The sequence below is a fragment of the Sphingobium cyanobacteriorum genome, assembly GCF_030580935.1.
In the GTDB taxonomy this organism is placed as follows: domain Bacteria; phylum Pseudomonadota; class Alphaproteobacteria; order Sphingomonadales; family Sphingomonadaceae; genus Sphingobium; species Sphingobium cyanobacteriorum.
Genome location: NZ_JAUQOM010000004.1, coordinates 153,884 through 177,862 on the forward strand (window position 1 = coordinate 153,884; position 23,979 = coordinate 177,862).

The window sequence follows — 23,979 nt, forward strand, 5'->3', positions numbered from 1 at the left end:
ATCGTGCGATGCGGCTGGCTGCACCGCAGCCAGCCGCATCGTCATGTCAGAAGGTGAAGCCTGCACGAATGCCATATTCGCGGGGCGCGCCGTAAAATTCGCGCAGGCCGAACTGGCCGCTGACATAGCGCTTGCCGGTCAGGTTGGTGCCATAGGCTTCGATATGGAAGTCGCCCGTGCGCAATGTCACCAGGCCCGACACCAGGCCATAGCCTGCGATCCGGTCCGATACCGGCGAATAGGCCAGATAGGTGAAGCGCGGCCCGACATAGGCATAGTTGACGCGCGGCGTCAGTGTCGCGTCACCCCCCAACGGAATCTCGTAGGACGCGCTCGCCCCATAGGTCCATTTGGGCGAATAGAGGTTCGGCCCCCCGTTCGTCGTGACGATCGCGGACGAATAATCGAAGCAGACCGGCGGTGCGGACGGCACTCCGGCCGGGCATTGCGGCCCCAGCGTGCTCGACGGAATCAGCCGGGTATTCACAAAGGTCAGCCCCGACAGTTTCGAATGCACATAGGCAATGTTCGCATCGAAACTGAACCCGCCGAAACGGCTTTGCAACTGGGCCTCGATCCCCTTGATCTTGCCCTTGGAGATATTCTCCACGCCATTGAAGCCGGTGCTGGGTTCCACCACTTCGAACTGGAAGTCGGAATAGTCATTGTAGAAAGCCGACACCTGTGTGCGGACATGCTTGTCGAACAGGCTCGCCTTCCAGCCGATCTCGTAGTTCCAGACCATTTCGGGCCGGAATTCGGAATCGACGGCGTTGAAACCGCCCGGCTTGTACCCCCGCGCCGCGAAGGCATAGAGCAGGTGATTGTCATCGACGGTCCAGTTGACGGCGGCCTTGCCCGTGACGCGGCCATCCTGATGCGATCCGGCAAGGTCAGCGACCGGCACGCCGGTCGGCGGGAAGCCGGGGATGCCCGCGCCGATCCGCACTTCGCCAACGCCGCTGGCCTTGTAATGGGAATAGCGCGCGCCCAGTTGCAATTGCACGTCCGGCGTGATGCGATAGCTGCCCTGGGCGAAAATCCCCAGCGTCGTGCGTTCATTGTCGGGGTTGATGTCGGTGGGGAATCCGGCCTGAAGCTGGCCGATCCGCACCTTGATCTCGTTGCGCTGGAAATAGCCGCCCACGATCCATTCCAGTGTCTCGCCGGTTGGGGAAATCAGGTTGATTTCCTGGCTGTACTGGCGTTCGCGGGCATAATAATTTTCACTGATCTCGCCCCCGACCACGACGGGGGGTAGCTGTGCAAAATCCAGGAAGGGCGCTTGCGATGCGTCGATGTCGTTCACGCCCTTGATGCTCTTGCTCTGATAGCCGCTGAGCGACCGCAGCACGATGCCGCTGGCAAATTCCTGCCGCAGTTCCAGACTGGTGATGAACGCCTTTTCACGTATGGCGACAGGCGTGTCATAGCTCAGCGTATAGATGTCGCCCACGCGATAGGCGCCAAATTCGGTGCCCGCGATGGGACGATAGGCATAACCGCCGATATCGCGGTCATTATATTGTACCTTGAGCAGCGCACGAAAATCGCCCGGCTGCCACAATATGCCCAGGCGACCGCCCTTCTCGTCCAGCTTGCCCGCCTTGTTGTTGAACGGGCCGACATCGGTGAAATAGCTGTCATGCCCGCGATAAAAGCCCGCGCCGCGCACCGCAAGGGTAGAGGACAAGGGCAGGTTCAGCGCCCCTTCCAGGCCGAAATTGCCGCGATTGCCGGCATTCCCCTCGGCATAGCCGCTCACGCCCTTCAGGTCGGGGTTGCGCGAATTGATGAAGATCGCGCCGCCGGTCGAATTGCTGCCGACCAGCGTGCCCTGCGGGCCGCGCAGCACTTCCACGCTGGCCAGATCGTAAAAGCTGTTGGCCTGCACGATCGGCGGCTGGAACAGGCCATCGATATAGGTCGCCACGCCCGCCGTCACATTGGGCGAATTGCTCGCCAGCCCGATACCGCGAATATTGATGGCAGAAGTAATGCCCGCATCCGATATGGACAGCGCCGGCGTCGCATTTTGCAGATCGTTCAGCCGGACGATCGCATTGGCCTTGAGGTCGTTCGCGTCGAGTGCGCTCGCCGCGATCGGCACCTTCTGCAAATTCTCGGTCCGCCGCTGGGCGGTCACGACGATCTCGCCCAGGGTATTTTGCGCGGCCGCCTGCTGGGCACTCTCCTGCGCCCATGCCGGCGTTACCCACAATGTGGCTATGGCAGTCGATCCTGCCAGCAGCTTGCGATTCATATGTCTCTCCCTGATATGTTTTTTGTGTTTATCGCGGTGTCCAGGCCGATACGGCCTGAAGGAATGCGCCGGTTTCGGCTGTCGCCGTTTCGTCCCCCGGCGGGAAATAGCTGATCTTGACGACCACGGTGCGCGATGGCGGATCGACATAGATATACTGGCCTTGCAGGCCGAGCGCGGAATAGGCGCCCTTGTCGTTGAGCAGCCACCATTGCATCCCGTAGCCGGTGGGCAGGCCCGGCGCTTTGGGGTCAGCGGGCGTGGACGGCGCGGTGGAGGTGCGTACCCAGTCAGCGGGAACGACCTGCCGGCCGTTGGCGCGACCGCCATCCAGCATCATCTGGCCGATGCGTGCGAAATCGCGCAGCGTGGCATTGAAGCCGGCCCCGCTGAATTCACGCCCAACCCCCGGCTGGCCGTCCATGATGTAGAATCCGTCCTGCTCCGCCCCCAAAGGCTCCCACAATTTCTGCGTGGTATAGGCCGCAACGCTCGTGCCGCTGACCCGTTCGATCAGCCAGCCCAGAACCGCGGTATCCAGCGTCTTGTACTGGAATGTGCTGCCGGGCTGATGCAGCCGCCTGATCGTCCGCGCCGCATCCGCGAAGCGCGCGACATTCTTCACCAGTGCATCGACATGGTTGCGTGCCGCGATGCCGGGATTGGCAAAATCATAGCGTTCCTCATAATCGACGCCCGAACGCATCTGCAGGATCTGCCGGATGGTGACGCCGGCATAGCCGCTGCCTTTGAGTTCGGGCAGATAGACGATGATATCGTCATCCAGCGATGCGATCCGGCCTTCGGCCAGGGCGCATCCCACCAGCAGCGACGTGATCGACTTGGTCATGGACCAGGCGATGAAGCGGCTGTTTTCGTCACTGTTGTTGCGATAGATTTCACTGACGATCTTGCCGTCCTTCATCACCAGCAGGGCATTGGTGTAGGTGCGGTCGAGGAAATCCTGCGATGTATAGTTCTTCCCACCGAAATTATAGGTGAAGTCCAGCGGCGCATCGGCCCGCGGCAACCGCCACGGCGTGCCCGCATGGGCCACCGTCCGGGTCGTGAACAATCGGTCCATGCTGCGAAAGGTCAGGGCATTGATGTCGCCGTCCAGCATGTGCCAGCGCGCGATCTGGATGGCGGTCGGCACGCTGGATGATGGCCCGTCGGTCAGCACCGGCGGCAGGGTTTGCTGCGCGCTCGCCGGCTGTGTGACCGCCAATATGGCCCCCATGGTGAAAGTCGTCAAAATCGTCGGCCGCTTGCGCACACCCATCCCCTCTGTTCTGCGGCCAAGCGATGGTCGTCAGCCTTATGGCGCAACTCTAGGCCAGACCGCACGGACAAGCGGCTCCCATATGGGATATGCCGGCCGGGCCACCGTCAATGCAGGCCGGCATTCACCTGGGCGATGACGGAATTGCAGAGCTTGCCGACCAGGTCGGCCTGACGGCGACTGTCGGTTTTCGCCAATATGCGCTTCATCTGGATACGCACGGTGCCAACAGATATGCCTTTGCGCATCGCATATTGATCAAGCGACAGGCCCTGACACAGGGCGATGGACAATTGCGCTTCGGCGCATGTCAGGCCGAACAGGGACATGACGTGCGGCAACGACAGGAACGGCATATGCGCGCAATCGGTCAGGATCACTATCCTCTCCTCCCGCGTGTCGCGCCAGCCATCCTCCGCCATGCACAGTGCGTCTGCGGGCAAGGCGATGGCCTGAATGGCGCCGCCATCCGACTGACAAAACCGCGCGGCCGCCACCTCATCCACGCCAGACGGGGACAACAACCCTGTCAAGCGGTTGCGATTGTCGGGTGAACATCCCCGCAACCAGCCATTGCCCACCGTCAACGCCGCGCCCCTGCCCAGCATTTTGTCGGCCGCGCGATTATGCCAACGCACCTGGCCGGCGGCGGTGCAGGACACAATGCCGACGCGAAGCTGGTCCATGATGGCGGTCAGCATGTTTTCGGTCGCACAGGCCGTGCGCAGCTTTGCCGAAATGCGCGCAAGGGACAGTAAATGGGGACCGATATCGCCCAAAAAGGCCGCATCCAGCCTGTCCTGATCGGCCTTGTCATCGATATGGCGATGGAGAATGAGGCTGAAATAGTGGGATGGCGCAAATTCCATCAATATGCCCGTGCCGCCCTTCAGCCCGATCTGTGCCAGACGCTGGCGGGTTTCCTGCAACTCCGGGGAGCCGGGGACAAAGCGTTCCTTGTCCGTCAGGACCGAAGGCATCTCTTTCGGCAAAATGGAAGGGTTGACAAGCAGCCGGGGATTATCCGGGTTGTTGATCCACCGATCATGCTGTGAGGCGTGCGCATGGGAGTAGGAATCCCGTTCCTGCCAGCGGATGGAGAGATATCCGCCATCCTGCCGGTATATTTGCACCGCCGCGCTGCGCGCGCCAAGTTCGGTGCATATTCGGTCGAGAAGCGGGCGCCAGTTGCCCGGATGCTCGCAGCATCCATAAAGCTCTGGCAGAATCTGCGTGCCCAGACCCGTCTCCATATCCTGTCCCTTTGCATTGGGGCACGCCGTTACATGCCCATGACAGCCAGCCTATAGCCTATTGCCACCATTGTTAATCGATCGCCGGTCCATGGACGAAATTTTTCGGATCATCCGATATTGGCCGAAATTGCAACCTATCGAAGCGTCGGGGCAATTTTGTCTGGCGGCGGACATGGCATTTGCATCCCTCGATCATGGTGATAGGCGTCGATTGCCCGTCGGCGCGGCACGCTCTGGAGATGGCCGTTGAGCAACGCGACGCGATTTCACACCCTGTCTGTCAAGGTGCATCGCTATCTCGGTCTTTTGCTCGCCATCTTTCTGATTCTGATTGCGGGGACTGGCAGCATCATCGCCTTTTACGATGATCTGGAACGCAGCTTCAACGCCCGGATGCGTGTCGTCACACCACAGGCAGGCGGCTGGACGATCCACGATGCCCTTGCCATACGCGAAAAGCTGGAAGCACAAGACCCCCGATCCCACCTGTTTTCGCTGCAATTCCCGCAAAAAGCCGATGAATCCCTGTTCTCCCGCGTGATGCCCGCGATCAACCCGGACAGCGGGGAACCCTATGCCATCGACTATGACGAAGTTTTCGCCAACCCCTATACCGGCGAACGGCTGGGGCAGCGAATCATCGGCGAAGCGACGTTGCAATCTTCCGGCCTGTTCTCCTTCATCTATTACCTCCATTACGCCCTGATATTGCCGCTTGGCCTGGGAACATTGCTGATGGGATCATTGGGGCTGGCCTGGGCACTGGAAAGCATGGTGGGTTTCTACCTGACCCTTCCGGCCAAGGTGAAGCCAGCAAAAACAGGCAGAAAGCCCCGGTCCTTTGTCCGGCGCTGGTCCACATCCTGGAAAATCAGCGCAGGCGCGCATGGGGCCAGACGGATGCTCGATATCCATCGCGCGTCGGGGCTATGGCTATGGCCATTGCTGCTCATTTTTGCGGTCAGCGGTTTCGCTCTCAATCTTGGCGGCCCCTATGCCGGCTTTGTCAGCCGGTTTGTCGATTATGTCCACTTCCAGGAAAAGCCGCCACGCGATCCGCTGGCGCAACCGCTGGTGCGACCACCCATCGACTGGTTCAAGGCGGCGGAACTGGGGCAAAGCTATTTCCGCCAGCAAGCCAAGGCGCAGGGCTTCACTCTGGGCAAGCCCGCCTCCATCGATTATCGGCGCGACCTGGGCCTGTATTTCTTCTCGATGCACACGTCGCGCGACCTGCTCGATGCGCAGGGCAATCCTACCGAAACCAATTCGCCCGCAACCACGGCGACCATCGCCATCGACGCGCGCGACGGTCGCTTCCTTGGCCTGCAACTGCCGACCGGACAACGGGCAGGCAATACGATGACCAGTTGGCTGATGGCCCTGCATGTCACCGCGATCGGCGGACGCCCATGGCAGATTGCGGTTTCCGCCTTCGGCCTGCTGGTCGTGACCCTGTCGTCGACCGGGCTTCTGCTATGGTGGCGCAGGCATAACGCCCGCCGGCCCGGATCGCGAACGGCGCGGTCCCCGTCCGGCGCCGGCAGCAGGCCAGCCGCCTGAACGCAGGGCAGAGCAAGGGGCGTCATTGCTGGCGCCTGGGTCTGGTCGCGCGTGGCAGGATCGGCAACCATATTTTTTACGCGAAGGCAGGCCGGCCCGATTTGCCCTTGAAGCCTGCCATCATGCACAGAATTCTGCCGGCATCCGCGCCCGAACTTTCGGTCTGGGGCATCAGATTGACGGATGCCGCCCAATCGAGCGCGATCGGCAAGAATCCGCGTCCGGACAGCGATTTGGCAACAGTCACCGAAATGCCCGATTAATCCCGCCAGATCATTTCCCGCAGCGCAAGCACGGGGCGCTTATTTAATGCAATTGCAATCCAATCGACATGCGCCGGACCCGAAGCCGCAGTAACGCCCCGTCAGGGAAAGCGGGGGGAATTCATGATGAACAGGCGTTTGCGCGTCCTGATGGTCGCCGTCATGGCTGCCTTTGCGACATCGGGCGCAGGACGGCAGGACAATCAGGTCCAGTTGCATGACGGGGCCATGTCGCCCGCCCTTGCGGGCAGCCATGGGCTGACGGTCATGACCTATAATATAAAGGGGTTGCCCTGGCCGATCGCCTTTGACCGCGGGGCGGCTGTAGAACGGATCGGCGACCGGCTCGCGCGGATGCGCCGTGCCGGGCAGCACCCCCGGCTGGTCCTGTTGCAGGAGGCTTTTTCGGCAGACGCCATGACGCTGGCCCAACGGGCAGGCTATCGCCATGTCGCGATGGGACCGGACGCCGATCTGCGCACCCCCGTCACGCCCAACGCCGCAGACACCGCCTTCCTGCGGACCGCCCGCTGGGACCGGGGCGAACAGATGGGCAAGTCCATGGGCAGCGGGTTGATGATCCTGTCCGACTATCCGATCCGTCGCACCGACCGCCTGGCCTTCCCCGATTTCGCCTGCGCCGGTTTCGATTGCCTGGCGAACAAGGGCGTGTTGATCGCCCATATCGACATTCCGGGCATGGGACCGACCAGCATCGTCAACGCCCATCTGAATGCCCGGACCGCTTCGGGCGTACCCGTCATCCGGTCGCAACAGGCCTATCGCCGGCAAATCGAACTGATGGCCGGCAGCATCAGGCGCCATGTCCAGCCCCACGAAGCGCTGGTTCTGGGCGGCGACATGAACCTGGGCCGGGACAGACAGCGGGGCCGCGCCTTTTTCGGCACCTTCGCGCAGGCCGGGCTGGCTTTCGTCACGCCCGGCCTGGGCGGCGCGCAGCAGGTGCTGGCGCGCAGGGTGGGCGCGACCGGATCATGGCACGATCTCACCCACGCCGTCCGGCATGGCAAGGACTGGCTGTTCGCCCGCAACGCCGGCGGCGCGCCGATGACCGTGCTGCGCGCGCAGGTGCCGTTCGGCACCGAAGCCGATGGCGCGCCACTATCCGACCATTTCGGCTATATGGTCCACTATGCCGCGCAACCAGGGCCTAAACCGATCGCGTTCGCCAGCAGCAATCCGATGCCCAAATTGGCTGGACGCTGATGATGCGCCTTCCGCCCTATTGCGCGGCACTCGCGTTGCTGCCGGTCTGCCAAAGCGCACATGCGCAGGACGCAATATTGGATCAATCGCTGCGCTTCACCCTGAAGCGCGAATCGCGCGCATGGTCGCTGCGGCCTGCCGTCACATTGGAGGCACCGTCGCGCGCGCGCATGGCCCGGCTGTCTCCCGTCGTGACCAATGATCGCGTCCATGCCCTGAACATCACATTCCAGCGACAGAGGCACAGACTGTTTCGGACAGCGCCTGCGCAGAGCATCGACCTTCGCCCGTTCGTTTCACGCAGCCATAGCCTGCTGATGACAGTGGAGGATCGCCTGTCGCTGAGCGATACGCTGGCGGTAACAGCCGGTCTGCAAGGGGTAAATGCCGCCAATCGCAACGCGAACGTCACCGCGACCGGGGGCAAGGAGCGGATCGGCGCCCGCGACTGGCTCCTGCCCCGCATCGCCATCACCTTTCGCCCGAACACAGATGCCGGCCTTCGCCTGGCCTATCGCGAAAATATGCATAGCTTCGGCGAGACCGGGCGGATCGGCCCGATGGGACTGGCGCACGAAACCTATCGCGCGATGGCACAGAATCTGCGGCCCGAAACCCACCGCCTGCTGCACCTGGATGCGGACTGGACACCCACAGCCGAAGCGACCTTGGGTATCGCTGCCTTTCAGGGCAGGGTAAGGGAGCGCCTGTCCTTTGTCGATCATGGCTATCAACCGTTCAACAGCGGTTCGGCCCGGTTGCAGGGCGTGCGCCTGACCATGCACCATCGCCCGTCCCGCCATTGGCGCTGGTCGGTGCACTATATGGCGGCACGGCTCGATCTGGCGCGCGATGGTCATGCGCGGGAACACAGCCTGGCATTGGAGTCCTGCTGGTCACATGGCCCCTGGGCCGCCACCATCAACGGTGCGCTGCGCAGCCGGCCCGCGCTGGATGCGGGCAGCCACGCCGGCAATGGCGGCGTCCGGTTCGAAGGCGCATTGCGTTACAACCTGTCCGATTCAGCCTCCATGCCTGCCTATGTCTCGCTCAGCCTGAGCGACCCCGATCCACTGGCCAGCGCCGCCCTCCTGCGCGATCAGACCGCAGGACCAGTCCATGCCGCCGATCGCGCGCGCGGCATCATGCTGGGCGTTGGATTACGCTGGTAGCCCCGCCATCGCCCGGTCGTAATAACGACTGATGATCTGCCGACCGAAAGGGAAAGATATGAAGTGGCCCCTTAAGCTGGCTGGATTGCTGCCAGCCCTGTTCAGCCCGGCACAGGTCCGGGCAGGGGTGGATGCACCCGTCATCGCGCCCGTGTCGTTGCGCCTGTCCGCGCCGGAGGCAAGGCAGGGCGCGGCATCCGATGGCGTCCATATCTTCGTTATCGACAATGACCGGATCGGCAAATACCGGATCGCCACTGGCCAGCGTATCGCCCAGTGGCAGGGCGAACGGCGATTGTTTCCGCACATGAACAGTTGCACCGTGGCCGGGCGCGATCTGGTGTGCGCCGCGTCCAACTATCCCGCCGTGCCGCAGACCAGCGCGGTGGAATTTTTCGATGCCCGGACCTTGCGGCATGTGCGGACGGTCAGCCTCGGCTTTGGTCCCGGATCGCTCACCGTGCTCGATCGACACGCGGGCAAATGGTGGGCGGTGTTCGCCAATTATGCGGGCAAGGGCGGGGAACCTGGCCGTGACCATCGCTACACGCTGCTGGTACGGATGGACGACGCCTTCCGGCAGGAGGCAGCCTGGACCTTCCCGCCCGAACTGATCGATCGTTTCGCGCCGTTCAGTTGTTCCGGCGCAAGCTGGAGCGCGGATGGCCGGCTGTTCGTGACCGGCCATGACCGGCCGGAACTCTATGAAGTCGCGCTGCCGGCCGCGGGGTCGCAACTCGAACTGCGCCGCACCATCGGCCTGGCGACGCCGGGGCAGGCGATCGACTGGGATCCTGTCCTGCCCCGTCGGCTCTGGTCGATCGACCGGGCCAGCGGGGATGTCGTCGCCAGCGAAATCCTGGATCGTCCCTGATACGCCCGCGCCTCAGGCAGCCTGTCGCCGGTCGGCGACGATGCGCGCATAAGTGGCGAACAGGCGGTCGAAATGATCGTCCATCGTCATGACCGATGGCGCCAGCGCCGTGGCGATGGCCCGTTGCCGTGCAGGATCATCCTTTGCAAAAGCGATGATCGCAGCGGCCAGGCTATCGGCCTGTCCCGCGCGGTAGAGCAGGCCGCCGCCGCTGCGCGCCTGATCGGATGCGCCACCGTCGTCCGGGACGATCACCGGCAGCCCGCTGGCCCGTGCTTCCGCCGCGACCATGCAGAATGTCTCCGCCTCGCAACCATGGACCAGCGCGTCGGCGCTGGCCAGCAGTTCGGCGAGTATGGCGCGGTCATGGACGGGTGCCAGCAACTGGATATGGGGATTATTGGCGGCGGCGCGGCGGACGCGCGCCCGTTCCCGTCCGTCCCCGACCAGCACCAGGCCCACCGGCGTCGCAAAACCCGCTGACGTGACGGCATCGATCACCATCGGCCAGCGCTTTTCGGGCGCATGGCGGCCGACCCCAAGCAACAGCGTCGCATCGGCCGGCAGACCGCAGCGTTCCAGCAACCGGGCACGCAGCCGCTCGTTGCGGTGCGCGGGACTGAAATGGCCCGGCGCCACCCCCATCGGCAGGGTCATGACACGCTGCAACCGGCCCGCTTCCAGCCGCTGCGTCAGGCTGTCACTGGCGCTGACAACCAGGTCGAAGCTCTGGTCCAGCCGCCGCAGATGGCGCCAGAACCAGTCGAACCCCCGGTCGATCGCGCTGCGGCTCAGCACAGAACCGAACCAGCGATAGGCATAGGCCGACAGCGGATCGGCGTGCATGATAAGGGCGCGCGGCACCCCGCCCCGCCAGCGGGCGACCATCGCCGCGCTGGCCCAAGGCGAAGAGGCCTCCACCAGATCGGGTTGCAGCCGGTCGAGCAGCGCGTGGAGCGACGGTTCATCGTCGAAATAGGAATAGCGCCGGTCGAGGGGAAAGCGGCGTGCGGGCATCATCACGATCCTGCCACCGCCGGCCTCCACCACCCGATCATGATCGGACGGGGCCAGGATGATGATTTCATGCCCGGCCATCGTGCCGGCGTGCAGCTTGCGTTCGACATAGGTTTTCACCCCGCCGCCGCCGGGCGCGTAGAAGGCGCAGACATCAACGATGCGCATGGCTATTTCTCCACCGGACCCACGGACAGCAGGCCCCGGCGATAATTGAGGATGATGCGGATATGTGCGGGGTCGTTGCCCACCGGCGCGCTGGCCGTCGCCGCCGATGGCTTGGCCCAGCCCAATCTGGGATTGCCCGCAAAGCCGATGCCATCCACCGACACGGCAAAACGCCGATTGGCGTCGCGATCGTGCAGCAGGCTGAGCGCGTAAACCCCAGGCGCTGGCGCGCGGATACATAATTCCACCGGACCGGCGGGCGGCACGGGCACCTCGACCCGCCGGAATGCTTTGCCGGCTGCGACCAGGATATTGTCGTCCGCAAGGAAATCCACGTCGTTCGCCGGATAGAGTTCCAGCTTCAACCGGCCACGGCGATCCTTCAATCCCTGTACCTCCACCCAGTAGGCCGGGCCATTTTCCTGGACGCGGCACTGCCCTTGCGCCTTGCCCAGGTCGGGCGTGGATGCGATCGCTGCGCCTGTGACGAGGTGCGCGAGCAGAAACAGCAAAGGCGCGCTCATCGTGTCTGGCCTTCCCGCAACAGACCGACCGCGCCCAATGTCATACCGACGATCAGATGGGCGACCAGGATCAGCGACGCCATCAGCGCCATGGCGGACACGATCTCGCTGTCGCGCCCGATCAGAAAGGCGGCCATGCCGGCAAACACGACATCCTTGTTCGGCAGGAAGGGCAGACGCGATACCAGTTGCCGCAGCGTGCCAAGCAGCATCCACCAGCTCAGCGCTATGCCGGGCAGCAGCATGTGCCACATCGCCGCCGCCAGCATCGTGGTCGCGACGATGCGCAGCAGATGAATGGCCGCGACGATCCGAAGCTCCCTGCGCGGCAGGGTGAACAGCCGCTTGCGCAGCAGCATCACGACCAGCGAGGTCGCCAGTACGAACAGGATCGATCCGCCCATTTCCCATGTGTTGAGCCGCGCATCGACCGCATGCAGCAACGGCAGGGCAAGGGCGACCATCACCAGGGTCACGCCATTGCCGACCAGCGCGGACAGGATCGTCACGTCCTTGATCGCGCCGAAGGGGGCGGTCGTGATCCGTGCATGGCGCCGTGCCCAGGCGTAGAAATAGACCTCTCCCAGATAGCCGAGCAGGATTTCGTTGCTGACCAGTTTGCGCAGCAGTGCAACGAAGCCGTCGGCGGGGATCGACCAGAGGCGGCGAAAGATCGCCCATTCAGACAAGGGGCCAGCCAGATAATAGAGTGTGAAAGCAGCCCAGAAGGCGATGCCACCCGGCACCAGCGCCCACAGGCTGGCAGGATCCATATCGCGAAACTGGTGCAGTGCGACCACAAGGGTCAGCACCGACACCAGCGGGCCGACCCAGCGGGTCCAGTTGCGGCCGGACCGGATCAGCGGTTCAGGGTCGAGCGTCACCGGATCGAGCGACATGATTGGCGCAGGACGCAGGCCAGTTGAGCTGTTGCCGGTCATGAAGCACTCTTCATTATGGACTGGGAGAGCGGAAAAGTGGGGGCAAACCGCGCTATCCCGCACGGCGTGAAACTGTGGAGGCGGATCGGGATGCGCATGGTCAATCGGCCAACAGATCGCCATAGCGCACCGGCCGGTGCGTGCGGCCCAGCCGCCGCAACACCTGATCGATGCTGGCCAGCAAGGCCGGGACATGGGCATCCCCCGGATGCACCGCCACCCGCGCGACCGGCGCATAACGTGACAACGAAAGTAACAACTGCGCTGCCATCAGGGAGGACGCGATCCGCATCGGCGAACGACTGGCCCAGGTGATGACCGGCCCCCGCGCCAGCACCCGGCGGGAAGGCGGATGCCACACTTTCAGATGATCCTCCGCCAGCGCGAAACCGCATGCGCCCAGCGCCTCGATCGCGGGTGCGCCATACAGCCATGCAGGCGCGACAAACCCGGCGACCGGCCGCCCGGTAATCTGTTCGATCAGATCGCGTCCTTCCGTCATGCGCCGCATTGCGGTTGCGCTGTCCAGGCCCAGAAATTCGCCTTCCCCCGCCGTCATGTGGCGCGCCTTAAGCCGGGTCATGGCATGGGTGTGGACGGCCCTGTCCTGATGGAACCAGCCATGGACGAACATGCTGACCCCGCTTTCAGTCCAGGACCGCAGCCGCGACGCGAAACGCGATCCCGCGACCAGCGGATGCAGCCCCCAATGGTCTGGCACCACCAGCATGGCCATGGCATGCAATTCCACATGCGCCGACAGGCGATCCAGCAGCAGGTCTATTTCCGGCTCGAACCGCGGGCCGACATCATGAACGGAAAGAAGAAGTCGCCTCATAAATGGTCCGTCTCCGACCATGTGCACCTATGGGCGCCCCTATGATGCCAGGTGATGACTTGTCCGTGACAACCGGGCAACAAAGGGCGGTTCCCGCTTTCCCATCCCTGTCGCAACAGCATTGCCCGCGGAAATCCGCGCCGACTGGCGCAGGGTGGAGGCACCGACGCCGCCGGGAGGGCAGCGGCCCACAGGCCCATAAGGGGCTTTCCTTTTTGCGCAGCCTGTAACATACACTAGTGTATCGACCATGGACGGCAGCAAAAGGGAGAAAGCAATGAGCGTCGGAATCCGCAATCTTGCATGTGCGCTGATCGCGCCACTGCTTCTGGCAAGCCCGCAGCCGGCCTTTGCGCAAACGGCGCCGACCGGGCAGGCCGTCCCCCCGCACGGCGACACGGTCATCGCCACCCGGCACCAGATCAAATTTGGCAATGGCACCCTGCATTATACCGCGCATGCCGGGCTGCTGCCGATCTATGTCAACGACACGGGCGAGCGGATGGCGAGCATCTTCTTCATCGCCTATATCGCCGACACCAAAGTACCGCGCGACAAGCGGCCCATCACCTTCCTGTGGAATGGCGGGCCGGGTTCCAATTCCGCACAGGTCCATGTCGCCGGCTTTGGGCCGCGCCGGGTCGTCACCGCCGACACGATGCCCGATTATGCCGCTGGCGGGCAGACCGCAATGGCCGATCATGAGGAAACGCTGCTCGGATCGAGCGACCTTGTGTTCATCGACCCTGTGGGAACGGGTTTCAGCCGCGCCACGTCGCAAACATATCGCGACATCCTCTATACCGCGCGTGGCGACGCAGAGGCCGTGGCCGAAGCGATCCGAATCTTCATGAACCGCTATGATCGATGGCAGTCGCCTCTGTATATCGGTGGCGAAAGCTACGGCACGATCCGGGCCGGGCTGGTCGCCGACATGCTGGAAACGCGACGCGAACATGTGAGCGGCGTGCTCATGATATCGGGCGCGCTTGATCTGGGGCCGCCCGTCCCGCCCAATCTGGCCCATGCGCTCACGCTGGTCGACCTGGCGGCGCCCGCTTATTATCATCGGACGATGGCGGCCGACCTGCTCGCGCTGCCGCAGGACGATGCGCTGAAACAGGCCGAGCAATGGGCGCGCACGGTCTATGCCCCCGCGCTCGACCGGATCGCGTCGCTGTCTCCCGATGAGCGCGCGCAGATTGTTGCGGGCATCAGACGCTTCCTGGGTGTCAGGCCGCAATTGATCGATCCCAAGACACTGCTTGTCGATCCAACCGCCTTTTCGGACAATCTGCTTGCCGACCAGGGGCTGGAACTGGGCCGTTACGACAGCCGGATGAAGCTCCCCCGCCGCGCGCCCGGCGCGACCTGGATGCCGTGGGCCGATCCCAGCCTGCTACCGATGGTCGACCTGCTGGAAGGCACGTCGCCGCTGTTCAACGCTTATGTCCGCAACGATCTCGGGTTCAGGAGCGACCTCTTCTACCGTGGCCCGTTCGGCAAATCATTCCATCCCGAACCGATCAAGGCCGATCCCGAAACCGGCTATGGCAGTGACTGGATGGCCATGATGTTCAAATGGGATGCGGCAGGTTTCGCACCGCGCGAGGAACAGCCGCTGCGCCGCGCCATGCGCGCCAACCCCAGGCTGCGTGTCTATAACATGCTGGGTCTGTATGACGGCAATTGCGCTGGCCGCGCGCAGGAGATCGCACAGATCGCCGACGACCTGCGCCCGCGCGTGTCGTCGGCCTGCTATGTCGGCGGCCATATGTTCTACAGCGACCGCAAGACACGCCAGCAGGTCCAGCGTGACTTTGCCGACTTTGTCGCCGCCAGCACCACCCCGGACACGGATCGGTAAGCCAGATGGATATCACAACCTCGCGACGCGCCCTCTTCGCCGGAGCCACATGGATAGGTGGCATGGCACTTGCCGGCACGGCACGCGCGTCCGATATTCCCGTTGCCGACCGACCCAGGATCACCGATCCGCTGGACGATGCCGCGCGCGACCGTTTCGCCGCATCGCTATGTGGTGAAGGCCAGCGGCGCGTCTATCGATCCGTCACTGTCCGCGGGGAAAGGATCGATTATGAACTGACGCTTGGCGCAATCCTGCTGCATGACGCGCAGCGGCAACCCAGGGCGCGTTTCGTCTATTTCGCCTACCGGCGCCGCAATGCCGGATCGCAGCCACGCCCGGTCACTTTCGCCTGGGGCGGCGGTCCCAGCGGTCCCGCGACCAGTTATCACTTCGGCTGCCTGGGACCGCAATTGCAGGTCGAAGGCAATGACATGGCATGGCGCGACAATCCCGAAAGCATCCTTGACCAGAGCGACCTCGTCTTTGTCGATCCGGTGGGGACGGGATGGAGCGTCCCGGCGGGCCGCTATACCCTTGGCGACTTCTACAGCGTGGCGAAGGATGCCGGTTCGGTCGCCGACTTCATCCTGGCCTATCTGCGCGAGACGGGACGCTCCACCGCGCCGATCTATCTGACCGGACGGAGTTACGGGACGTTGCGGTTGCCGGCGGTCGTCGCGACATTGCAGGCGAAGGCCGTCAAGGTGGCGGGGATTTTCCCGGTATCGGCGGCCATGGATGGCAACGCCTTCTGGGAGGGGTCGGGCAACATGGCCGCCTTCTACCTGATGCTGCCAAACTATGCCGCGATCGCCTGGCATCACAAACGCCAGAGCCAGCCTGCGGCCACGGTTGACGCTGCCGTGGCGGAAGCAGCCGAATTCGCGCTGGGCGACTATATCTCCGCCCTGATGCGCTGGCCCGACCTGCCCGCATCGCAACGCAGCGCGGTGCTCGACCGATTGCATGACTTGACCGGGATCAGCCAGGACGTGTGGGCGCGATACCGCCTGCGGATAAACGGCAATGCGTTCGCCCAGGAATTTCTGAAACCCCAGGGCAAACTGCTCAACAGCGGCGATGGCAGACGATCCCGTCCGGTCCGGCAGGATGCGCCCGGCGTTTCCACGCTTGCGCCGCCAACCCTGTCTGTCACCGATCATTATGCCCGGCAGATGTTCGGGTTGACCAACGCGCCCGGCTATCGCGGACTGGCGCCGGGCGTCTATACCGATGACTGGAAGCCGGGGCCGCTGGGATGGGATATGACCGATCATCGCGCCTTCCATGACGCAGGCGGGCTGCTCGTGCCATGCTACCCCAATTATCTCGATGACATCGCGGCAGCGCTGTCGTTCAATCCCATGATGCGGGTCCAGCAGCATAACGGCCATTACGACCTGCAATGCAGCTCTTTTCCGGGCATGTGGTCGCTCGCGCGCATGAACATTCCCGCAGAGGCCGCCGGCAATGTGAAAGCCTATAGCTATGCGTCCGGCCATGGCCTGTATGACAGTGACGCGACGCGATCGGCATTTCTGGAGAATGTGCGCACGATCTTCGCACCCGGCTGATCACGCCCGACGGGTTCTGGCCCCTATGCTGCCCGCGCTTCCGGTAACGACCGGCCCTGTCCATCGGCGGGATGCGATGGCAGCAACACGCCCGCTCGCCAGAAATGCCAGGCGCCCCAGAAGCCTGTGAAGGACGAACAGAGCAGGGCGACGCCCAGCGACGCGCCGGCATCGGTCAGATGCGGGCCGATCAGGTCCGACATCACGCCTATGAGTATTGGCGCGACAACCAGATTGGCGACATTCGCCACGAACAGGATGAAGGCGCAGATGAGCGAACGCATCGAGGCCGGCACGAGATTCTGCGCGATGGCCAGCGTAGGGCCAATATAGAGATAGGTTATCGGGACAAAGATCCAGAGCATCGCCAGCACGGCTTGGTCGGATTTCAGAACATGCGCCAGGATGGAAGGGACAGTGCCGATGATCGTGGTGATGGCGACAAGCCATGCCTGGTAACGCGGCTGCCGGTCGGCCAGCAGGTGCATGACCCATGCCGTGCCCAGCGTGACCGCCGATCCGCCCGCCGCATGCATCCAGCCCAGATGCGCGCCGCTTGTCGACAGCGACATGCCGTGGCTGCGCAACAGGAAGGTCGGCGTCCACCAGACCAGCCCCCAGCCCCAGAAGGTCACGACAGCCGCACCCGCCAGGACATGGATCAACGCCGGACAATGGGCGACGAACCGGAGCGCTTCTGAAACAGCGACACGTTCCATTTGGGGTGCCGCGGCATCGTCAAGCACGCCCCGGCGCGGTTCCCGCACCGTCAGGGCCACGACCGCCGCAAGCGGCAATCCCATCGCCCCGAACACGACAAGGACCGTGCGCCAGCCATGCGCATCGTTGATCCAGCCGCCCAGCGAAGCCCCCAGCGCCGCCCCCGCCGCAGCGCCGACGGCATAGAGGGACATCGCCAGGCCACGTTGCCTGGGCGGAAATTTGTCGCACAGAAGCGACTGTGACGGCGGCGTGCCGCCCGCTTCACCGATGCCGACAAAAATCCTGGCGACAAGCAATTCCAGGAAATTGCGCGACAGGCCGCACAAGGCCGTCAATGCGGACCAAAGCGCCAGCGAGGCGACGATCATCCTTTTCCTGTTGCCCCTGTCCGCCAGAATGCCGAGCGGAATCCCGGCCGAGACGTAGAAGATCGCCATGGCGGCGCCCGTCAGCATCGCGACCTGGCCATCGGAAAGCTGAAATTCGCGCTGGATCGGATCGATCAGCGTGGAAACGACAAAGCGATCCGCAATGTTGATCGTATAGACGAGCGTGAGCGCCAGCAGGACGTACCAGCGATCCGCGGGCAGAGCCGACCTGTCGTTCACACCTGTTGCCTCCCCGTGCGATGGCACCGACCGCCATCCGCCATGACACGCGCCGGCATCGTCAGTTGAAGCCGGTCAGCACATTGAAATAAATCGGGCTTAACTGGCGCCGCCTTTCAGCGGACTGTTTGACGCCAAGCGCATAATAGCCGATCTGATGATAATAAGTGACGCGGGCGCGCACCAGCGCCTCATCCTCACCATAGCCATAGTCGAGGAAGAGACGGCGCAATGCGTCGATCCGCACCGAATCCACGGTGTGGACGACCGCCGCGACGCTTGGCGAGGTGGATGCCCAACTGCGGATGGCCGCGTCATATTCGGGCCGGAACTCTTTTTCGTCGATCCACAGTTCCATAAGCGCATGATATCGCTCCGACGGCGTTCCGGGGCCGGTAATGGTCGACACGAAGGATACCGTGTTGCACGAGCGCCAGTCGTCCAGAAGCTGGTCCAGAAGATCCTGCCGACTCTTGAAGCGCCAGTAGAATCCGCCACGGGTGACGCCCGCGGCCTTGGCCAGGCGATCGATCTTGACCGCGTCGATTCCTTCCCGGATCAGGGTTTCGCGCGCGATATCCAGCCAGTCCTGGGTTGAAAGATTGGGACTTCCGTCATCCGTCTTGATCTGGCTCGCCACACATTATCCTCATGATATCCCCTTCTGTACCCGGATGCCGGCAAGGTCAGGGGTCAGAAAAATCGAAGAGCATTTTCTCCGCCCTCGCCCGAAAGTCAATTCAGCCCTGCATCACCGGTTCTTCTGTCAAAAGACCGCGCATGACAGCCATATAGTCCGCAACGAAATTGGCGGTCTGTTCTTCCAGCACGGTATAGGGTCCGGGCCGGTAGGCGGGTGATCGGACGCCTGCGGCATTGGCTTCGATGATCTTCTTGTCCTGCACGGTCGTCACGTCCCAAAGGAAGGTGAGCGCATCGATGTCGATCGTGGACAGGTCCGCATCCTGATCGACGAGCCAGGTCACGATCACGTCCGTCTCCTGCACGGATACAGGATTGAACTGGAATATCACCGCATGATCATTGTAGCCGCCGACAAAGCTCAACCGACCGACATGCATGCCCGTTTCGCCACCGTCATAGTCATCGAACAGGCCCATAAGCGGCGCCACGGGCTGTCCCGACTTTGAATGGGTGCGGCGGTCGAGGCCGATGGGCTGGCGATAGACCGAATGTTTCAGGGTCGTGATCGACCCCGGATCACGCACCTGCGCCAGACGCACGCCATCCTTCAAGGACTGGTTCCAATCTGCGACTGTGGCCTGCCAGTCCTGCGCGCCCTGCTCGTCCCGCATCGCGGTGACTTTGACATGGCCGTTCATGCTGAAATATTCAGGATGCGACGGACGGCAATGATAGCATTCGAAGAAGTTTTCGAGCACCAGCTTCCAGTTGGCAAGGGTGGGATAATGCCGTCGCACCGCGATCCTGGCCCGATCGATGCCATGCAGACGCAGCGCTGGCAGCAATGCTTCCTCGACGGGCGCGACATCCGGCAGGCGCGCTTCGTCCAGGCCGCACAGGATCAGCCCCCCCACTTCCTTGAGCGGCACCGGCCGCAGTCCGAGTTCGGAAGGATCGACGCCTTCAGGAAGCTCCCGCGTCGTCTGCAGCTCCCCGCTCAGGCGGAACGACCATGCATGATAGGGGCATACCAGCAGCGGCGCCTGTCCGTCCTGCTTGCATATCTGCGACCCCCTGTGCGTGCAGACATTGTGATAGGCGCGCAGGCCCGCGTCGCCGGCATTGACGATGATGATCGAGCAGTCGAACAATTGCCGCACGATATGGCTGCCCTTGCGGGGCACTTCAGACCTGTGGCCAACAACCATCCACTGGGCCGAAAACCATTTTTCCCGTTCGACATCAAAGAGGTCGGCATCGAGATAAAAGGGCCGGGCCAGCGACCAGCCCGATTTCTGGTCCGCCAGCAGAGCCAGTATCCGGTCTGAACGGGTGTTCGTCATCATCATGATCCATCATCTGGTCGTTGGACATATCATTACGGGCTGCCGGCCTGCGCTCCGCACTATGATGGGGCTGGCCGCACTGTGCGGCCAGCCCCATGGCCGGTCAGAAACGCAGGCTGGCCGTCATGCCGATCGTCCGCGGCGTGACCAGGGTGATCTGCGGCACCTGGGTGCCGTTGCGCGAATCCACGCTGGTAATGCCCTTCTTGTCGAAGAGATTGCGCACATAGAAATTCACGTCGATCCCGTTCGACAAGCCCAGACCTGCGCGCAGGTCCACCAGCGTGTAGCCGGGCAACTTCGCCCGCTCGAAACGGGCAGTCGTGGAATTCTGGTTGAGCAGGCCATAACGGTTGCCGATGTAATTGACATTGAAGCCGACATAGCCGGTGCCGGACGCTGATATCGCAAAATCCTGCTGCACACCGAAATTGCCGGTGAAGCGGGCGGAATAGGGCAGACGATCGCCCTTTCGACCCAGCAGGCGTTGCACGTAAGGGATCGTCGGATCATCGGAAATGATCGTCGGATCAAGCGTTTTCGTCAATTCCGCGTCGGTGATCGCCGTATTGGCGGTGATCGTCAGCCCAGGCAGAGGCGTAAGCGTCGCTTGTGCCTCCAGACCGCGACTGCGCGCCTTCTCGCCATTTTCGAAGAAAACGAACTGCGAAGGGATGGACGTATTCTGAAGCTGGATATTCTTCCAGTCTATCACGAATGCCGCCATGTCGAATGTCAGCATCCGGTCCAGCACCGTGCCTTTAAGGCCCAGTTCGTAATTGATCACAGTGTCCGCCGCGAAGGTCGGGGCAGCGCCGGGCGTTTCCGTGTTGGGACCACCTGGACGATAGCCCTTGGCGATGCGGGCATAGGCCATCAGGTCGGGGGTGAATTTATAGGAGGGCGAGAACAGCCAGGTGAATGCATTCTCCTTTGAACGGAAGAGATGATTTTCGCCGGGGCCAAAAATCGGCTGCGCCGCCGCGTCGATCACGCTGGCCACCAGATAATCCTGTTGGTTCGCCGCGTAACGACCGCCCACCTGCACATCGAACTTGTCGGTCAGATGCACCGTGACATCACCGAAAACGGCCTTTTCCTCATAGGTCGAATCGTTGGTGCCACTATAGACAGTCAGTTGCGGCGCGGCGCCCTCCCGCTGGATCGCCTGGGCAAGGCTGGACCGTTCGTTCGTGTAGAAAGCGCCGACCAGCCAGTCGAACGCCGTTGCCGTACCCGACAGCCGCAATTCCTGCGTGAACTTGTTGGTCAGCAGCGGCTGCGAGAAGATGTAGGTGCCGCCGGCGGGATAGATCCCGATGGCGTCGAGAAAGCCGAAACGCGACGTCGCGTCGATCACATTGTCCTGCCGGTTGCGTCCCCACGCAGTCAACGACACCAGTTGCATGTCGTCCAGGTCGAGCGCGATCTTGGCGCTGTAGAGATAGAGTTCGTTTTGGATCGCCGTGACGGCCGCCCTGGCCGTGCGAACATCAGGCACCCCGCGCGGATCGTAAGAGATGGTGGTGCCAGAGGGGCTGGTCGTCGAGCATGTCGAGCAGACCGGGATCGGATTGGCGCCTGCGCTATCCTGTTTCTGGTACAGCGCCGCCAGCGTCACGCTGAGCGTGTCGGTGGGCTTGAAAAGCAGTGCGGCGCGGCCGCCCCATACAATATTCTTGTTGGCGTCCTTCGCCGTCGCACCGGACGGGGAGACAATGCTGTCGATATAGCGCGGGTCATCGCGGTAGAAGGCGCTGAGCATGACGCCGATCCTGTCGCTGACCAGGGGCGCGTTCACCGATCCGCGCAATGACCAGCCTTCGCCGCCGTCCTTGACGGTATTGACGCCCGCTTCCACCCGACCGCTGAAATCCGTGAGGCTCGGCGCTTTGGTCACATATTTGATCAGACCGCCAAGGCTCGACGCGCCATAGAGCGTGCCCTGCGGCCCGCGCAGGACTTCCACGCGCTCGATCGTCGCCGGATCGAGATCCGGGATGGGCGGCCGACCCAGATAGGTGGACGAACCGACCTGAATGTCATCGATCAGGATCGACACGGTGGGATTGGTCGCGCCACCGGCATTGATGCCGCGCACCGAAATATCCTGCGTATTGTTGCCGGAAAGCTGGATGCCGGGAATGCGGGTGTAGAAATCGCGGATGGAAACAAGGTTTTGCTGTGTCAGCGCCTGGGAAGATACCGCCGACACCGAAACCGGCACATCAAGCAGACGCTCTTCCCGCTTTTGCGCGGTGACTATGATCTCATTGCCTCTGGCGCCGTCTTCAGCGACGGCCTGCGCCCAGGCAGGCGTCGTTGCCGTGAGACCGGCAATCGCACAACCGGCGAACAATGTAACGCTTAGCGGAACCCCTTTGAATGCTTCCCTCATTTTACCCTCCATGCGCGTCCTTAACTGCGCTGGCAGGAAATGTAGCATACATACATGTATCGTCAATCAGTCAAATTTTCGTCATTCCTGTGAAATTTTCAGTGCCATCCGCAGGATTTTCCAGCTTTTCCTTGATTATCCGTACCTTGCAACGGCGCCCCCGGATCGAGCCGGGGCAGTCCCAAAGTTCAGTGCTGTACTTTCCTTTTTCCAAGGCGTGCAACAAATGGCTGACCCAAAGGGGATGACGCATCGCACCTGCTGATTCGTGCGGATGCCCGGTGCAAATCCGCGCCATCGCCGGAAACGAAAATGGCCGAAGGCGGCCCCGCCTCCGACAAAACACCTATGTCTTGTGGCAGGAAAATCAGACCGTCTGCCGGGTCGGCTTCCACACCTGGCGCGCGATGCGCAGGAGGTTGCCACCCAATATCGCCTGCACATCTGCATCGGCATATCCGCGCGCCAGCAGCAGGTCCACGATTTCGGGCAGTTGTTCGGGTGGCAGCATCCCGATGCCTTGGTCGTAACCGAAACCCGCGGGGAAAGTATGCGCCATCTTCTTCACATAGGCATCCACCTCGGCGCGATCGAAAGCATAGTCCAGTGCCAGCGAGACATGCTGCGGACCGATGAGGGACACCGCATAATCGATGTGCCGCACGAAATTTGCGGAACTGATGTCGTTATCGCCCAGAAATATGCCGATCCCGTTGATACCGACGACTCCGCCGGTGCGGGCGCAGGCCAGCATCATCTCATCCGATATGTTGCGCGGATGGGCCGCCGCGCCACGCGGGTTGGAGTGCGAAAAAATCACCGGGTTGCGGGCATAGTCCAGCATTTCGCGGACGGACCGTTCACCCGTGTGGGACAGGCACAGGACCATGCCGACGCGCTCCATCTCGTCCACCACCTGCTTGCCGAAAGCGGTGAAACCGCAATCCTCATCCTGGCACCCGCCGGCAGCACGCGAATTGCGATTATAGGCCAGCAACATCCAGCGCACGCCCAGGTCATAATAGAGCTGGACGAGACTGGGCTGATCGTCGATCGCGTTCGCTCCCTCGATATTGAAGCCGACCGCCAGGCGCCCGGTCGAGCGGGCACGCTCGATATCGGCCACTGTATCAATGAGCACATATTGGTCGCCATGGACGCTGATCCACTGGCGAAAATTCGCGATGAGCCGGATATGCTCCTCAATAGTCTGCGTCCCGAACCCGATGTTGAGCATCACGACATCGAAACCGGCTTCCTTGTGCCGCGACAATTGCGGAAGGAAACTCTGGTCATGCGGCCGGAAAGGCATTGCGGCATGATTGTCCCATACCAACGAACGCGAAAGTAAGTTGCTGCCAGTCATGTCCGGTCCTTTTCCTGAAGCCACGCCAGGATATAATGCCCTGGGGGCAGGCTATTGCCCC

Annotated in this window: 19 protein-coding genes; 6 read left to right on the top strand and 13 right to left on the bottom strand. The window is 62.6% G+C overall.

What is annotated here, in order from left to right; genetic code table 11:
- Nucleotides 1–46 precede the first annotated feature (46 nt).
- From Q4610_RS10995 to Q4610_RS11005, 3 genes are all read right to left on the bottom strand, one after another.
- Nucleotides 47–2,263: a TonB-dependent receptor gene (locus Q4610_RS10995; protein ID WP_304535993.1), complete on the bottom strand. Its 2,217-nt coding sequence runs from the start codon at nucleotides 2,261–2,263 to the stop codon at nucleotides 47–49.
- A 28-nt stretch (nucleotides 2,264–2,291) separates the two neighbouring features.
- Nucleotides 2,292–3,491, bottom strand: coding sequence for a serine hydrolase domain-containing protein (locus Q4610_RS11000; RefSeq protein ID WP_304535994.1), 1,200 nt, complete (start codon nucleotides 3,489–3,491; stop codon nucleotides 2,292–2,294).
- Between the two features lie 161 nt (nucleotides 3,492–3,652).
- Complete coding sequence (locus Q4610_RS11005; RefSeq protein ID WP_304535995.1) at nucleotides 3,653–4,798, bottom strand: helix-turn-helix transcriptional regulator; 1,146 nt, start codon at nucleotides 4,796–4,798, stop codon at nucleotides 3,653–3,655.
- Between the two features lie 249 nt (nucleotides 4,799–5,047).
- On the opposite strand from Q4610_RS11005, the gene Q4610_RS11010 reads away from it, so the two are divergent.
- The 4 genes from Q4610_RS11010 (at nucleotide 5,048) to Q4610_RS11025 (ending at nucleotide 9,900) form a co-directional block, all read left to right on the top strand.
- Nucleotides 5,048–6,364 (top strand): PepSY-associated TM helix domain-containing protein, encoded by a 1,317-nt coding sequence (locus tag Q4610_RS11010; protein WP_304535996.1) that lies wholly within the window; start codon nucleotides 5,048–5,050, stop codon nucleotides 6,362–6,364.
- Between the two features lie 386 nt (nucleotides 6,365–6,750).
- Complete coding sequence (locus tag Q4610_RS11015) at nucleotides 6,751–7,854, top strand: endonuclease/exonuclease/phosphatase family protein (RefSeq protein ID WP_304535997.1); 1,104 nt, start codon at nucleotides 6,751–6,753, stop codon at nucleotides 7,852–7,854.
- Complete coding sequence (locus Q4610_RS11020; RefSeq protein ID WP_304535998.1) at nucleotides 7,854–9,026, top strand: TonB-dependent receptor domain-containing protein; 1,173 nt, start codon at nucleotides 7,854–7,856, stop codon at nucleotides 9,024–9,026. The genes Q4610_RS11015 and Q4610_RS11020 overlap by 1 nt, the downstream gene beginning before the upstream one ends.
- A gap of 58 nt (nucleotides 9,027–9,084) precedes the next feature.
- A complete protein-coding gene (locus Q4610_RS11025; protein ID WP_304535999.1) occupies nucleotides 9,085–9,900 on the top strand; it encodes a YncE family protein in 816 nt (271 codons plus the stop codon).
- A 12-nt stretch (nucleotides 9,901–9,912) separates the two neighbouring features.
- On the opposite strand, the gene Q4610_RS11030 is transcribed toward Q4610_RS11025, so the two are convergent.
- The 4 genes from Q4610_RS11030 to Q4610_RS11045 all read right to left on the bottom strand — a co-directional run bounded on the left by Q4610_RS11030 (nucleotide 9,913) and on the right by Q4610_RS11045 (nucleotide 13,388).
- A complete protein-coding gene (locus Q4610_RS11030; RefSeq protein ID WP_304536000.1) occupies nucleotides 9,913–11,085 on the bottom strand; it encodes a glycosyltransferase in 1,173 nt (390 codons plus the stop codon).
- A 2-nt stretch (nucleotides 11,086–11,087) separates the two neighbouring features.
- The gene (locus Q4610_RS11035; protein WP_304536001.1) at nucleotides 11,088–11,609 is read right to left on the bottom strand and encodes a DUF2141 domain-containing protein; all 522 of its coding nucleotides are present in this window, start codon (nucleotides 11,607–11,609) and stop codon (nucleotides 11,088–11,090) included.
- On the bottom strand, nucleotides 11,606–12,550 hold the full coding sequence (locus tag Q4610_RS11040) for a hypothetical protein (protein ID WP_304536002.1): 945 nt from the start codon (nucleotides 12,548–12,550) through the stop codon (nucleotides 11,606–11,608). Before Q4610_RS11040 ends, Q4610_RS11035 begins: the two co-directional genes overlap by 4 nt.
- A 100-nt stretch (nucleotides 12,551–12,650) precedes the next feature.
- Nucleotides 12,651–13,388, bottom strand: a complete 738-nt coding sequence (locus Q4610_RS11045) for a polysaccharide deacetylase family protein (protein WP_304536003.1) — start codon at nucleotides 13,386–13,388, stop codon at nucleotides 12,651–12,653.
- Between the two features lie 277 nt (nucleotides 13,389–13,665).
- On the opposite strand from Q4610_RS11045, the gene Q4610_RS11050 reads away from it, so the two are divergent.
- Both Q4610_RS11050 and Q4610_RS11055 read left to right on the top strand, forming a co-directional pair.
- A complete protein-coding gene (locus tag Q4610_RS11050; protein ID WP_304536004.1) occupies nucleotides 13,666–15,255 on the top strand; it encodes a S10 family serine carboxypeptidase-like protein in 1,590 nt (529 codons plus the stop codon).
- 62 nt (nucleotides 15,256–15,317) lie between these two features.
- Nucleotides 15,318–16,832, top strand: coding sequence for a S10 family serine carboxypeptidase-like protein (locus tag Q4610_RS11055; protein ID WP_304536005.1), 1,515 nt, complete (start codon nucleotides 15,318–15,320; stop codon nucleotides 16,830–16,832).
- Nucleotides 16,833–16,855: 23 nt separating this feature from the next.
- On the opposite strand, the gene Q4610_RS11060 is transcribed toward Q4610_RS11055, so the two are convergent.
- The 6 genes from Q4610_RS11060 to Q4610_RS11085 all read right to left on the bottom strand — a co-directional run bounded on the left by Q4610_RS11060 (nucleotide 16,856) and on the right by Q4610_RS11085 (nucleotide 23,918).
- On the bottom strand, nucleotides 16,856–18,163 hold the full coding sequence (locus Q4610_RS11060) for a spinster family MFS transporter (RefSeq protein WP_304536006.1): 1,308 nt from the start codon (nucleotides 18,161–18,163) through the stop codon (nucleotides 16,856–16,858).
- Between the two features lie 61 nt (nucleotides 18,164–18,224).
- A complete protein-coding gene (locus Q4610_RS11065) occupies nucleotides 18,225–18,803 on the bottom strand; it encodes a TetR/AcrR family transcriptional regulator (RefSeq protein WP_304536007.1) in 579 nt (192 codons plus the stop codon).
- Nucleotides 18,804–18,903: 100 nt separating this feature from the next.
- On the bottom strand, nucleotides 18,904–20,157 hold the full coding sequence (locus Q4610_RS11070) for an aromatic ring-hydroxylating oxygenase subunit alpha (RefSeq protein WP_304536008.1): 1,254 nt from the start codon (nucleotides 20,155–20,157) through the stop codon (nucleotides 18,904–18,906).
- Nucleotides 20,158–20,257: 100 nt separating this feature from the next.
- Nucleotides 20,258–22,552 carry a TonB-dependent receptor gene (locus Q4610_RS11075; RefSeq protein WP_304536009.1) on the bottom strand — a complete coding sequence of 765 codons (2,295 nt, stop codon included), beginning with the start codon at nucleotides 22,550–22,552 and terminating at the stop codon, nucleotides 20,258–20,260.
- Between the two features lie 70 nt (nucleotides 22,553–22,622).
- Nucleotides 22,623–22,805, bottom strand: a complete 183-nt coding sequence (locus Q4610_RS11080) for a hypothetical protein (protein WP_304536010.1) — start codon at nucleotides 22,803–22,805, stop codon at nucleotides 22,623–22,625.
- Nucleotides 22,806–22,919: 114 nt separating this feature from the next.
- On the bottom strand, nucleotides 22,920–23,918 hold the full coding sequence (locus Q4610_RS11085; RefSeq protein ID WP_304536011.1) for a dipeptidase: 999 nt from the start codon (nucleotides 23,916–23,918) through the stop codon (nucleotides 22,920–22,922).
- Between the last annotated feature and the right edge of the window lie 61 nt (nucleotides 23,919–23,979).